10 protein-coding genes are annotated in these 11,930 nt (G+C 72.2%); 8 read left to right on the top strand and 2 right to left on the bottom strand.

Going from position 1 to position 11,930, the window contains the following annotated elements; translation table 11 throughout:
* Window positions 1–49 precede the first annotated feature (49 nt).
* From VSH64_RS10690 to VSH64_RS10700, 3 genes are read left to right on the top strand one after another with little or no spacing between them, the layout of a single operon-like run.
* Entirely contained in the window at window positions 50–1,249 is a 1,200-nt protein-coding gene (locus VSH64_RS10690; protein ID WP_326835379.1) for a cytochrome P450, read from the top strand.
* Between the two features lie 42 nt (window positions 1,250–1,291).
* On the top strand, window positions 1,292–2,935 hold the full coding sequence (locus VSH64_RS10695; protein ID WP_326835380.1) for a PEP-utilizing enzyme: 1,644 nt from the start codon (window positions 1,292–1,294) through the stop codon (window positions 2,933–2,935).
* A gap of 16 nt (window positions 2,936–2,951) precedes the next feature.
* Complete coding sequence (locus VSH64_RS10700) at window positions 2,952–4,433, top strand: aldehyde dehydrogenase family protein (protein WP_326835381.1); 1,482 nt, start codon at window positions 2,952–2,954, stop codon at window positions 4,431–4,433.
* 73 nt (window positions 4,434–4,506) lie between these two features.
* On the opposite strand, the gene VSH64_RS10705 is transcribed toward VSH64_RS10700, so the two are convergent.
* Window positions 4,507–6,174, bottom strand: coding sequence for an FAD-dependent oxidoreductase (locus tag VSH64_RS10705; RefSeq protein ID WP_326835382.1), 1,668 nt, complete (start codon window positions 6,172–6,174; stop codon window positions 4,507–4,509).
* 162 nt (window positions 6,175–6,336) lie between these two features.
* On the opposite strand from VSH64_RS10705, the gene VSH64_RS10710 reads away from it, so the two are divergent.
* Window positions 6,337–7,086, top strand: a complete 750-nt coding sequence (locus tag VSH64_RS10710; RefSeq protein ID WP_326835383.1) for an SDR family oxidoreductase — start codon at window positions 6,337–6,339, stop codon at window positions 7,084–7,086.
* A gap of 129 nt (window positions 7,087–7,215) precedes the next feature.
* On the opposite strand, the gene VSH64_RS10715 is transcribed toward VSH64_RS10710, so the two are convergent.
* On the bottom strand, window positions 7,216–8,628 hold the full coding sequence (locus tag VSH64_RS10715) for a FadR/GntR family transcriptional regulator (RefSeq protein WP_326835384.1): 1,413 nt from the start codon (window positions 8,626–8,628) through the stop codon (window positions 7,216–7,218).
* Between the two features lie 147 nt (window positions 8,629–8,775).
* Here VSH64_RS10715 and VSH64_RS10720 point away from each other — a divergent pair, with 147 nt between their 5' ends.
* From VSH64_RS10720 to VSH64_RS10735, 4 genes are read left to right on the top strand one after another with little or no spacing between them, the layout of a single operon-like run.
* A complete protein-coding gene (locus VSH64_RS10720; protein WP_326835385.1) occupies window positions 8,776–9,918 on the top strand; it encodes an amidohydrolase family protein in 1,143 nt (380 codons plus the stop codon).
* Between the two features lie 5 nt (window positions 9,919–9,923).
* Window positions 9,924–10,145 carry a hypothetical protein gene (locus VSH64_RS10725; RefSeq protein ID WP_326835386.1) on the top strand — a complete coding sequence of 74 codons (222 nt, stop codon included), beginning with the start codon at window positions 9,924–9,926 and terminating at the stop codon, window positions 10,143–10,145.
* Entirely contained in the window at window positions 10,142–11,290 is a 1,149-nt protein-coding gene (locus VSH64_RS10730) for an NAD(P)/FAD-dependent oxidoreductase (protein ID WP_326835387.1), read from the top strand. Before VSH64_RS10725 ends, VSH64_RS10730 begins: the two co-directional genes overlap by 4 nt.
* A complete protein-coding gene (locus tag VSH64_RS10735; protein ID WP_326835388.1) occupies window positions 11,287–11,901 on the top strand; it encodes a hypothetical protein in 615 nt (204 codons plus the stop codon). Before VSH64_RS10730 ends, VSH64_RS10735 begins: the two co-directional genes overlap by 4 nt.
* Window positions 11,902–11,930 lie beyond the last annotated feature (29 nt).

Raw genomic sequence — 11,930 nt, forward strand, 5'->3', positions numbered from 1 at the left:
TGAGCCGAAAACTATATATTCATCTAACTCAATTGCCGGAGAGGACGTCATGAGCGGGACGCATGCGCACGTGCCCGAGGACCTGGTGCGCGACTTCGACCACGTGACCGGTGCCGACTTCGTCAAGAACCCCTTCGAGGCGTTCGCCGGCTTCCGGGGCGACCGGGCGTTTTTCAGCCCGCACCACGGCGGTTACTGGGTGCTGACCCGGATGGCCGACATCCGCGAGGCGCTGCAGCGCGCCGAGACGTTCTCCAGCTGGCCCACCGGCATCCCGGCCCAGGCGGCCCGCAAGGAGCGGATGGCGCCGCTCGAGCTCGACCCGCCGGAGCACCGCTCGTACCGCAAGGTGATCGCGCCGATGTTCGGCGTGCGCGCGATCTCCTCGAAGACCGCGGCCATCGACACCACGGTGGAGCACCTGCTGTCCGGGCTGCCCGAGCGGGGCGGCTGCGAGTTCGTGGCCGACTTCGCGCAGCCCTTCCCGAGCACGATCTTCACCAACATGCTCGGCCTGCCGCAGCAGGAGGCCGACAAGTTCGTCGCCTGGAACAACACCCTGCTGCACGCCTACGGCGACCCGGAGTCGCGCAAGGTCGCGGCCGCGGACATCAACGCCTACCTGCGCGACCTGATCGCCGCGCGTGCCGGCGAGCCGCGCGAAGACCTGGTGTCGGCTCTGCTGGCGAGCGAGGTGGACGGCCGGGCGATCACCCGCGAGGAGGTGCAGAACCTCTGTTTCCTGCTGTTCGTCGCGGGACTGGACACCGTCACGGCGGCGCTCACGTTCATGTTCCGGTTCCTGGCCGAGAACCCGCGGCACCGGCAGCAGCTCCTGGACGACCCCGAGCTCATCCCGTCGGCGGTGGAAGAGCTGCTGCGGGTGCACGCGTTCGTGAACCCGGCCCGCACGGTCACCGAAGACGTGGAGTTCGCCGGCGTTCGGATGAAGGCCGGTGACCGCGTGCTGGTGTCCACCGCACTCGCGAGCAACGACCCGGAGGAGTTCCCGGACCCGCTCGAGGTGCGCTTCGACCGGGACGCCAACCGGCACCTCGCGTTCGGCGCCGGGCCGCACCGCTGCGCCGGCTCGCACCTGGCCCGGGGCGAGCTGGTGGCCGCGATCCGGCGCTGGCACGAAGTCATCCCGCACTACGAAGTCGACCCGGACCACGAGATCGAAAGCCACGCGGGCGGTGCGATGGGCATCGACCGCATCCACCTGCGCTGGCCGCCGAGTCAGGGCTAGCCCCGTTCCCCACCGGTCCGCCCCCAATGACGAGGACGAACTATGACCACAGAACCGGTTACCTCGAGCGCACCCGAGCGCGACGACGAGCTGTGCACCTGGCCCGACCGGCCGATCCTGTTCACCCGCGCGAACGCGATCGACCAGTGGCCGCGGCCGGTCACACCGCTGACCCAGGACCTCATCGCGCTGCCGCAGGAGCGCTCGCTGGACCGGGCGTTCTCGCGTGACCTCGGCACCTCGCCGTCGCTGCCGGAGTGGAGCTGGAACGCCGTGTTCTACGGCTGGGTCACGTACTCGGTCGAGGCGGCCGCGACGATGGCGGACAACATCCCGGGCTACTCGCGGCGCTCGGTCTACTCCGACTACTTCGGCGTGGGGCCGGACCCGGACGTCGAGGAGTCCGGCGGCGGGGCGGGCCCGCTGGAAGTGGCGAAGATCGGGCTGAACTTCGTGCGCTCGATGCGGTCCTACCCCCAGCGCGGGCGGCGGGACATCGAGCGCTACCGCATGCTGCTCGACGAGGACCTCGCGCGTGACTGGGCCGCCGTGCCCGACGCGGAGCTGCGCCGGCGCGTGGCCGAGCACCCCGGCGAGGCGGCCGAGGCGAAGGTGCCGCAGGTGCTGTCGAACGTGATCGCGGCGCCGTTGTTCCAGTCGTTCACCGCGGCGGTGGAGAAGTTCGGCGGCGAGGAGGCGCCGGGGCTGATCACGCAGTCGCTGAGCGCCCTGGGCGGCATCCACCTGAGCGACGCCAGCGCGGCGATGCGCCGGGTGCACGCCGGTGAACTGTCCCTTGCGGACTTCAACCGCGAGTACGGCTTCCGCGGTCCCAACGAGTTCGAGCTGAGCGTGGCGCCGTGGCGCGACGACCCGGAGCGGCTGGCGAAGCTGATCGCGGCCGTCGCGACGCAGGGCTCACCGGATTCGACCGAGGCGCGCGACGCCGCGCGGGCCCGGCTGAAGACCCTGGCCGGCGTGCGCTGGCCGTACGTGCGCTTCCTGCTCAAGCAGGTGGAGCAGCACATGCGCTGGCGCGAGAACGGCAAGATCGCGCCGGCGATGGCCACGCACTCGATGCGCCTGATCGTGCGGGAGGCCGCGCGCCGGTTCGTGGCGGCGGGCGTGCTCGAAGACACCGAGGACGTGTACTTCCTGCGGCACACCGAGCTGCTCGGCCTGCTCGACGGCGACCGCCCGGCCGGTCTGCGCGAGCGGATCGCGCGCCGCAAGGCCGCGCACACGCACGCGGAGAACAATCCGCTGCCGGAGATGATGGACGTGCGCCCGGGCGCGGTCGGCGAGATCACCGCGGACCGGTGGCGTTCGCTCGGCATGCTGCCGCCGGAGTCCGACGAGGGGCACGCCGGCCGGCTCGTGGGGGTCGGCGGCGCGCCCGGTGTGGCCACCGGCCGGGCCCGGATCGTGGCCGACCCGTACGAGGTCGACATCGAGGACGGCGACATCCTCGTGGCCGCGGGCACCGACTCGGCCTGGACGCCGTTGTTCTACCAGGCGGCCGGGGTCGTCGTGGACATCGGCGGACCGATGTCGCACGCGGCCATCGCCGCGCGGGAAGTCGGGATTCCCTGTGTGCTCAACGTGAAGACGGGCACTTGCGGCTCGCTCGCGGAAGGGCAGACGATCACGATCGACGGCGCCGCCGGCACCGTCACCCTTGGCTGAGCCCCGTGGAGGACTTGTGCTCGAAGTGAAGCTGCCCGACGTCGGCACCTGGATCGGCGGCGCCCGCGTGGCCGCCGGGGGCGCGGACGCCGAGGTGGTGCTCGACCCGGCCACCGGTGCCGAGCTCGGCACCGTGCCGAACGCCTCGGCCGAAGACGTCGGTGCGGCCGTGGCGGCGGCGCGGCGCGCGGGGGAGGGCGCGTGGGGCTCGGCGACGCCGAGGCAGCGCAGTGAAGCGCTGTACCGCTTCCACGCCGAGCTGGCCGGCATGGTCGAGCGGATCGTCGGCGTGGTCGTGGCGGAGACCGGGTGCCCGGTCACGCTCGCGCGCGGCCAGCAGGTCGGTCTGCCGCTCAAGCACCTGGAGTACTGGGCGGAGGCGGCTCGCCGGCCCGAGCTCGTGCCGAAGGCGCCGGTGGTGAGCGGCCGGTCGGACGGGTCGAAGGTGCTCGGCAACTGGGTCGTGAAACGGGAGCCCTACGGGGTGGTCGCCGCGATCACACCGTACAACTTCCCGTTCCTGGAGAACGTGATGAAGATCGGCCCGGCGCTCGCGGCGGGCAACACCGTGGTGCTCAAGCCTTCGCCGTTCACGCCGTATTCGGCGCTGCTGATGGCCGAGGCCGCCGCTGCGGCCGGGCTGCCGGCCGGTGTGCTGAACGTGGTGACCGGCGGCGCCGACGTGGGTAACGCCCTGGTCACCGCGCCGGGCGTCGACCTGGTCAGCTTCACCGGGTCCGGCGCGGTCGGCAGCACGATCCTGGCCGCCGTCGCGCCGCGGATGACGAAGGTGCTGCTGGAGCTCGGCGGCAAGTCGGCGCTGATCGTCTGCGACGACGCGAACATCGCGCTGGCGGCCAGGATCGGCTTCCAGAACATCGCCACGCACGCCGGTCAGGGCTGTGTGCTGACCACCCGCCACCTCGTCGCGAACTCCGTGAAGGACGCCTACCTCGAGCGCGTGCGGGCCATCGCCGGTGCGACCGTGGTCGGCGATCCGCGCGACCCGAAGACCGGGGTCGGGCCGTTGATCCGGGAAGCGGCGCGGGAGCGAGTCGAACGAGCGGTCGCCGGCGCGCTGGAGCAGGGGGCCACGGTGGTGACCGGCGGCGAACGGCCGGACACCGGGCTCGGCGGCTTCTTCTACCGGCCGACCATTTTGGACGGTGTCGAGAACACCTGGCCGGTGGCGCAGCAGGAGATCTTCGGCCCGGTCGGGGTGGTGATCGGCTACGACACCGACGACGAGGCCGTGGCGCTCGCCAACGCCAGCGACTTCGGGCTGGCCGGGCACGTCGTGTCCGCGCAGTCGGGGCGGGCCTTCGAGATCGCGGCCCGGCTCAAGACCGGCACGGTCGACCTCAACGGTGGCCCGGGTTTCACCAACCCCGGCGTGCCGTTCGGCGGCTACCGGCAGTCCGGCCTCGGGCGTGAGAACGGCACCGAGGGTCTCGACGAGTTCACGCAGCTGAAGACGATCAAATATCCCGCGGGATAACGGTTTCCGGGAGCCATCCCCACCCGGAACCAGCCGGCCCGCCCCCGAGTGATCGGGGGCGGGCCGGCTCGGTTCACCGCGGTGCGGCGAGGCGGAGCATGTCCTCGACGGCCGTGACCTTCACGCGCGGCCGGCCTTCGGTGCGGCCGCGGGCCACCTCGTGCTCGTCGAGCCGGGCCCAGGCGCGGGCGTCGAGGACCGGAATTCCGCGGGTACGCAGCAGTTCTTGCAGCGTTTCGGGCGATCCACCAGCCGGCTCGGCCGCGTGCAGCAGGCCGGCGGCGAAATCCGCGAGCACGGCAGCGACGACTTCGGCCGCGTCGGCCCGGTTGGTGCCGACCACACCGGACGCGCCGCGGCGGGCCCAGCCGGTGCAGTAGGTGCCCGGGCGGACTCGGCTTTCCTCGGTGACCCGGCCGCCGTCGTTGGCGATGCGGCCCCGGCGTTTGTCGAAGGGCAGCCCCGGGATTTCCGCGGAGCGGTAGCCGGTCGCGGTGAGCACCAGGTCGGCCGCGACCGTGACGTGGTCGCCGGTGCCGCGGGTGCGCGGGGTTCCGTCCACGAGTTCGGTCACGGTGCGCTCGAAGACGACGCCGCGCACGCGGTCGGTGCCTTCGAAGCGGCGGGGTTCGAGACCAAAGCCGAACGTGATCGTGCGGTCCGCCGTGTGGCCGGCTTCGGCGGCTTCGGTGAACAGGGCCAGTTTTCGCTGCTGGAGCGGAGAAGGCCCGGCCGGGTGCAGTGCGGCCGCGACGTCCGCGGAGACGCTCAGGTCGAGGTCCTCGCAGCGGAGCGCGAGGCCGGGCGTGCGGCTGAGGGCTTCGAGTTCGCCGAGGCTGCACGCGGCCTGGTGCGGGCTTTTGCGCGCGGCGATCAGCACCTCGGCGACCGCGCTGCCGGCCAGCGCGGCCAGGGCGTGGTCGGCGATGTCGGTGCGCGCCAGGTCGGCGGCCGGGCGGGCGAGGACCCGGGCGACGTCGAGGGCGACGTTGCCGTTGCCGATCACCACGGCGCGGCGACCGGACAGGTCGAACTCGGCGCGGGCGTGGTCGGGGTGGCCGTTGTACCAGGCCACGAAGTCGCCGGCCGGGTGCACGCCGGGCAGGTCTTCGCCGGGGAGGCCGAGGGCGTTCGCCGCCGGCGCGCCCGCCGCCCAGATCACCGCGTGGTGCGCGGCGGAGAGTTCGGCGAGGCTGAGGTCGCGGCCGACTTCCACGTTGAACAGGCAGGTCACGTTCGGCCGCGTGAGCGTGGTGCGGAACTGGTCGGCGACGCGTTTGGTGCCGGCGTGGTCGGGGGCGATGCCGTAGCGCACGAGCCCGTGCGGCGTCGGCAGCCGCTCGACGAGGGTCACCTCCACGCCGGGGACGGCCGAGAGCTCGGCCACCGCGTACAGCGCGGCCGGTCCGGCGCCGACCACGGCCACGCGCAGCGGCCCGGCCGCCACGGTGTGCCGCACGGCGGCCGGCGCGGGTTCCTCGGGAGTCGGCGCACCGGTGAAGAACTCGGCGTTCACGGTGAGGTGCACGTCGTCGGGATCGAGGTCGTAGTCGGGCACGATGGCGCCGACGGGACACACGGGTTCGCAGGCGCTGCAGTCGATGCACGAGCGCGGATCGATGTAGAGCTGCTCGGCGCCCGCGAAGTCCGGGTCGCCGGGGCGGGGCCGGATGCACTGGACCGGGCACACGGCGACGCACGCGGCGTCGCTGCAACAACCACTGGTGATGACGAAGGTCATGTGCTCCGACCCGCCTCCCGGGCTCGGGCAGGTGCCGCCGAAGGGGACCGCGCACCTGACGTTCGATCGAAAATCAGTTATAACAATAGCGGGCAGGTCGCCGGGCTGTCAGCATGCGTCCGGACACTCGCCCCGCCTGCCCCCCACGAACAGGAGCTGTCCATGGACCACTCGAACCACGTCGCGGTCGTCAGCGGTGCCGCCCAGGGCATCGGCCGCGAGTACGCGCTGGCGCTGGCCGAGGACGGCGCGTCCGTCGTCGCGGCCGACATCAAGCCCGAGGGTGCGCAGGAGACCGCCGCGCTGATCCGGGAGAAGGGCGGCCGCGCGGTCGCGATGACCGTGGACGTGAGCGACCAGGAGTCCACGAAGGCGCTGGCCGCACGGGTCGAGCGTGAGGTGGGGCGGGCGAACATCCTGGTCAACAACGCGGCGATCTACCAGTCGCTGCGCTTCGACCCGGTGCTCGAGGTCGACATCGCCTACTGGCGCAAGCTCTTCTCGGTCAACGTCGACGGGACGCTGCTCATGGTGCAGGCCTTCGCGCCGCAGCTGATCGCGGCCGGCTGGGGCCGGGTCGTGAACCAGACCTCGGTGGCCGCCTACACGCCCGGCGGCGTCTACGGCGCCACGAAGCTCGCGCTGATCCACCTGACCCAGAGCCAGGCCAAGGAACTCGGCGCGCACGGCATCCCCGTGAACGCCATCGCCCCCGGCCCGATCCTCACCGAGGCCACGCTGGAAACCCTCGACGACGCCCGCATCGACCGCCTGGTCGGCTCCGCGATGATCAAGACCAGGAACGGCCCGGAGGCCTTGGTCGGCACCCTGCGCTACCTGTGCGGCGACGCGGTCGACTGGGTGACCGGCCAGACCCTGGTCGTCGACGGCGGGCTCACGCGCCGCCTGTAGTCGTTGCGGCACACCGGAAGTCCGCTGGGCGGTGGGCGCGGATCACGATTGCGTGCCCGCCGCTCGAGGACGGCCGGTCAGCGGCGGCCGCGGATCACGATTGCGTGCCCGCCGCTCGAGGACGGCCGGTCAGCGGCGGCCGCGGACCAGCTTGAACATGTTCAACGTCCCGTCGTCACCCGGGCGGGGCCGCAGCCTGCAGTGCGTGGTCCACAGCTCGCTCGCCCGGTCGTGCTCGCCGTCGCGCAGGAGCTGCAGCATCGTCACGTGGTCGGCGTGGGCCTCGGCGGCGCGGTCGATGCTGGACGGCTCGGTGCTGAACCGGACGCGCGCGGTCAGGTTCAGCACTTCTTCGAGCAGCTCGTAGACGAAGCCGAGCGCCACCGAAGGCGAACGGGCGGCCAGCAGCTCGTGGAAGCGCAGGCCGGCCGGGGCGAACGCGGTGGTGTCGGCGAGCAGCGCGGTCTCGTGGGCCAGGGCGGCGTTCAGGGTGTCCAGGGGCTCGTGGCTGTCGGCCAGCGAGCCGGCGATCAGTGATTCGACGATGGCCCGCAGCTCCATGAAGTCGCGGATCGACGTGCCGCGGCTCTGCAGCAGCAGGCCGAGGTACCGCGCCGAGGCCTGTGGTTCGGGGTGGGCCACCACGGGGCCGCCGCGCACGCCGAGCTGGACGTGCATCAGGCCCTCGGCTTCGAGGATGCGCAGGGCTTCGCGCAGGCCGGTGCGGGTGAGCTGGTGCTCGTCGCGCATCTCGGCGCCGATCGGGAGGCGGTCGCCGGGTTTGAGGGTCCCGTCGATCACGCGCCGGCGCAGCATCGCCGCGACCGTTTCGGCCTCGGTCTGGTCGGCGGAGGTGGGGACCTGGCCCATGCGGTACGCCGTGGCCGGTCCGCCGGCCGTGGTCGCCACGTGCTCTACCCACGCGGTGCGGAACGCGTCGGCGTCGGAGGCGAGCTCGCGCAGTGCGGTGTGCGCGGCGGTGTCGGTGCACGGGGCGAGGTCGGCGTTGCTGCCGAGCGCGGCGACCTGGTCGAAGATCTCCAGCACGGTGAGGCCGGTGATGTTCCCGGCCGCGCGCGCCACGGCCAAATGGAAGTCGGCGTCGCCGGAGCCGAGCGTGGCCAGGTGCTCGGCGGTGAGCCAGCGGGCCAGGCGGCGTTCGAGGTCGGCCCGCACGGTGCGGATGGCCGCCACGGTCGCGCCGCGCAGGTGCAGCGAGATCGCGGTCGCCTTGGCGACCGGCGGCAGGCTCGGACCGGCGACGGTGAACGTGGCCCGGTTGCCCGGCGCGTTGACCAGCAGCAGCTCGGCTTCGAGCACGCGCACGGCTTCCCGCACGGTCGGCCGGGACGCGCCGTAACGGCCCATCAGGTCGGCGACCGACGGGAGCTGGCTGCCGTCGGGCAGATCGCCCTCGACGATGCGCCGGCGCAGGTCGTCGGAGATGACGCTCGCGACGCGCGGGGGCGCGATGGGCCGCCAGTTGGCGGTGAAGTCGCGGCCCGGCCCGGTCGCCGAAGGCAGCGGTGTCGCATCCGTCATGGGCGAAAACCTATCCCACTCGATCTCGCTCGGTCCGCTTCCGAGGCCGCGGGTCGCCCGCGAATCCCGGTGCGGTGGGGCACTGGCGCCCAATCACAATTCATCTTACTATTTTCGAGTCAGAGTTTCGACCCAGGGAGAACCGGCATGCCCTTGCGACCGCACATGAAGCTCCTGTCGGTGGACGACCACCTGATCGAGCCGCCGCACGTCTGGCAGACGCGGCTGCCGCGCAAGTACCTCGAGGACGGGCCGAAGATCGTCGACGAGCCGCGTGAGGACGGCCCGCCGGGGCAGGCCTGGTACTACGAGGGCAACCGCTTCGCGCAGATCGGCCTCAACGCCGTGGCCGGCAAGAAGCCGGAGGAGTTCGGGGTGGAGCCGCTGCGCTACGCCGACATGATCCCCGGCTGCTACGAACCGCACGCCCGGCTCATCGACATGGACCTCGACGGCGTGCACGCGGCGCTGTGCTTCCCGTCCTTCCCCGGGTTCGCCGGCAAGGTGTTCACCGCGGCCAAGGACAAGGAGCTCGCGTTCCTCTGCATCCAGGCGTGGAACGACTTCCTGCTCGACGAGTGGTGCGCGGCCGACCGCGGCCGGTTCATCCCGGGTGTGCTCGTGCCGATGTGGGACCCGCAGCTGGCCGCGCAGGAAGCCCGGCGCACCCACGCCAAGGGCGCCAAGACGATCTTCTTCAGCGAGAACCCGGCCCGGCTGGGCCTGCCCTCGTTCCACACCGACCACTGGGACCCGCTCTTCTACGCGGCCGAAGAGCTGAACATGCCGCTGTCGGCGCACTTCGGCACGTCCGGCCAGGCGCCGCACACCGCCGACGACGCGCCGTGGGCCGTGTCGATCGCGCTGTTCGGCTGCAACTCGATGTACGCCTACGCGGACCTGGTGTTCTCGCCGGTGTTCCACAAGCACCCGAACCTGAAGTTCGCGCTGTCCGAAGGCGGCATCGGCTGGCTGCCGTACCTGATCGAGCGGTGTGACCAGGTGTGGGAGAAGCACCGGCACTACCAGAACGTGAACCAATCGGTGCGCCCTTCGGAGCTCTACCGCAAGCACATCTACGGCTGCTTCATCGACGACGTCGCCGGCCTCACCGCGCGCGACGTGATCGGGGTCGACCACATGTTGTGGGAGGCGGACTACCCGCACTCGGACTCGCACTGGCCGGAGTCGCGCAAGCGGGCCGAGCAGGTGTTCCAGGAGATTCCCGACGACGTGGTGCACCAGATCGTGGAGCTCAACCCGCGCCGGCTCTTCGACTTCCCGGGCTGAGCGGCATGGGTGTCTTCGAAGAGCAGGCCAAGGGCAAGTCCGACTGGACCGACCAGGATCTGCTGACCTACGCCGAGGCCGAGGAACGGCTCGTGGCGCAGCAGGCCGAACTGGAGGCCACCGTGGCGGCCGGCGGCACGGACGAGGTGCGGCGGCGGCTGGAGCAGGTGACCACGCTGCTGGAAACCTTCCGCGCGCGGCGCGGCGCTTCGGGCGGCGCTTCTTGACGGGTATCGCGATCGTCGGGGCCGGCCTGGCCGGGTGGAAAGTGGCCACGGAGCTGCGTTCGCTCGGTTACGCCGGTGAGGTGACGGTGTTCGGCGACGAGCCGCACGCGCCGTACGACCGGCCGCCGCTGACCAAGCGGTTTCTGACCGGGGAGGCCGGGCGCGCCGACGTGGCTCTCGCGCCGGAGGGCACGGCCGCCGAGCTCGGCATCACCCTGCGACTCGGCGAGCCGGTGGTGGCCGAGCCCGGCCAGGTCCGTTCGTTCGACGGCACCACGCTCACCGAGGCGACGGTGGTGGTCGTGAGCGGTGCGCGGGCGCGCTTGCCCGAGCTGTTCGACGTTCCCGGCCTGCACACGATCCGGACGCTGGCCGACGCGGAGGCGTTCCGCGCCGAGCTGGACCACGCGGCGACGCTGGTGATCGTCGGCGCCGGCTTCCTCGGCCTGGAGGTCGCGACGGAGGCCGTGCGGCGCGGGGTCGCGGTGACCGTGGTCGAGCAGCAGGAGGAAGTGCTGGCGTCGGTGCTCGGCGCCGTCGCCGGGGCGCGGCTTCGCGCCGAACACGAACGCGCCGGCGTGCGGTTCGTGCTCGGGTCCTCGGTGCGCGCGGTGTCGCCCGGAGTCGTGGTCGAGCTGGCCGACGGGCGGCGCTTCACCGCCGACCTCGGGCTGGCCGCGCTGGGTGCGGTGCCGAACACGCAGGCGTGGGCCTCGGCCGGTGCCGGCCGGATCGCCTGCGACGCGGACGGCCGGATCCTCGGCGCCGCCGACTCGTGGGCTCTCGGCGACGTCGCCGCGTGGCGCGACCCGATCGCCGCCGGCGCGCACGTCGGCCGGGAGCACTGGTCCTCGGCCGCCGATCAGGCTTCGGTCGTGGCGCACGCGCTGCTCGGGCTGCCGGTGCCGGAGGCGTTCCGCGGGCCGCCGTACTTCTGGTCGGACCAGGCCGGGCTGAAGCTGCAGGTGGTCGGCCGGCCCGAGCTGGCGACCGAGGCGTCGTGGCGCGACGGCCAAGTGCTCGACCTGCGCCGCGAGGGGCACCTGGTCGCCGTCGTGATCTTCGGCGCGCCACGGCTGCTGCGCCGGCTGACGAGTGAGATCCGCACCGCGGAGGAATCGATGAGGGGAGAGGTGTTCTCGTGACCGATCTGCGACTGCTGCGCACCGTCGCGCTGAAGGGACGGGTGGACATCGACCAGGTGGTGACCACGCTCGGCGCGGACGCCGGCACGGTCGGCGGGCTCGTCGACGACGCCGTGTCGGCCGGACACCTGGTGCGCACGCCGCAGGATCTGCTGCGTACCACCAAAGAAGGCCGCGAAGCACTGGCCGCGGCGCTCGCCGACGAACGCGCGCGCCTCGACGCCGACGCGATCCGCGCGCTGTACGAGGAGTTCAGCGTGGTGAACGCGGAGGCCAAGGCGATCTTCACCGCCTGGCAGCTGAACCCCGACGGCACCCCGAACGACCACACCGACCCCGGCTACGACGCGGACGTGCTGGGCCGGATCGCCGCGGAGCACGAGAAAGTGGTGCCGATCCTCACCCAGGTCGCCGGCCTGGTGCCGCGCGCCGGCCGGTACCTCGACCGCCTGACCGCCGCGAAGGCCCGCTTCGAGTCCGGTGACCACACCTTCGTGACGAAGCCGATCATCGACAGCTACCACACGGTGTGGTTCGAACTGCACGAGGATCTCATCGGCTGGGCCGGTCTCACGCGGGCCGCGGAAGCCGCGGCGGGCCGAGCCACCTGAGCCGGAAACGGTGGTGGGCAAGGATTACC

Origin of the sequence: Amycolatopsis rhabdoformis (genome assembly GCF_035918295.1) — a bacterium.
GTDB lineage: Bacteria > Actinomycetota > Actinomycetes > Mycobacteriales > Pseudonocardiaceae > Amycolatopsis > Amycolatopsis rhabdoformis.

Bases quoted from the DNA above. Each gene is read 5' to 3' on its own strand.
- VSH64_RS10715 (WP_326835384.1), bottom strand. From the start codon at position 8,628: ATGACGGATGCGACACCGCTGCCTTCGGCGACCGGGCCGGGCCGCGAC.
- VSH64_RS10695 (WP_326835380.1), top strand. From the start codon at position 1,292: ATGACCACAGAACCGGTTACCTCGAGCGCACCCGAGCGCGACGACGAG.
- VSH64_RS10720 (WP_326835385.1), top strand. From the start codon at position 8,776: ATGCCCTTGCGACCGCACATGAAGCTCCTGTCGGTGGACGACCACCTG.
- VSH64_RS10710 (WP_326835383.1), top strand. From the start codon at position 6,337: ATGGACCACTCGAACCACGTCGCGGTCGTCAGCGGTGCCGCCCAGGGC.
- VSH64_RS10690 (WP_326835379.1), top strand. From the start codon at position 50: ATGAGCGGGACGCATGCGCACGTGCCCGAGGACCTGGTGCGCGACTTC.
- VSH64_RS10725 (WP_326835386.1), top strand. From the start codon at position 9,924: ATGGGTGTCTTCGAAGAGCAGGCCAAGGGCAAGTCCGACTGGACCGAC.
- VSH64_RS10705 (WP_326835382.1), bottom strand. From the start codon at position 6,174: ATGACCTTCGTCATCACCAGTGGTTGTTGCAGCGACGCCGCGTGCGTC.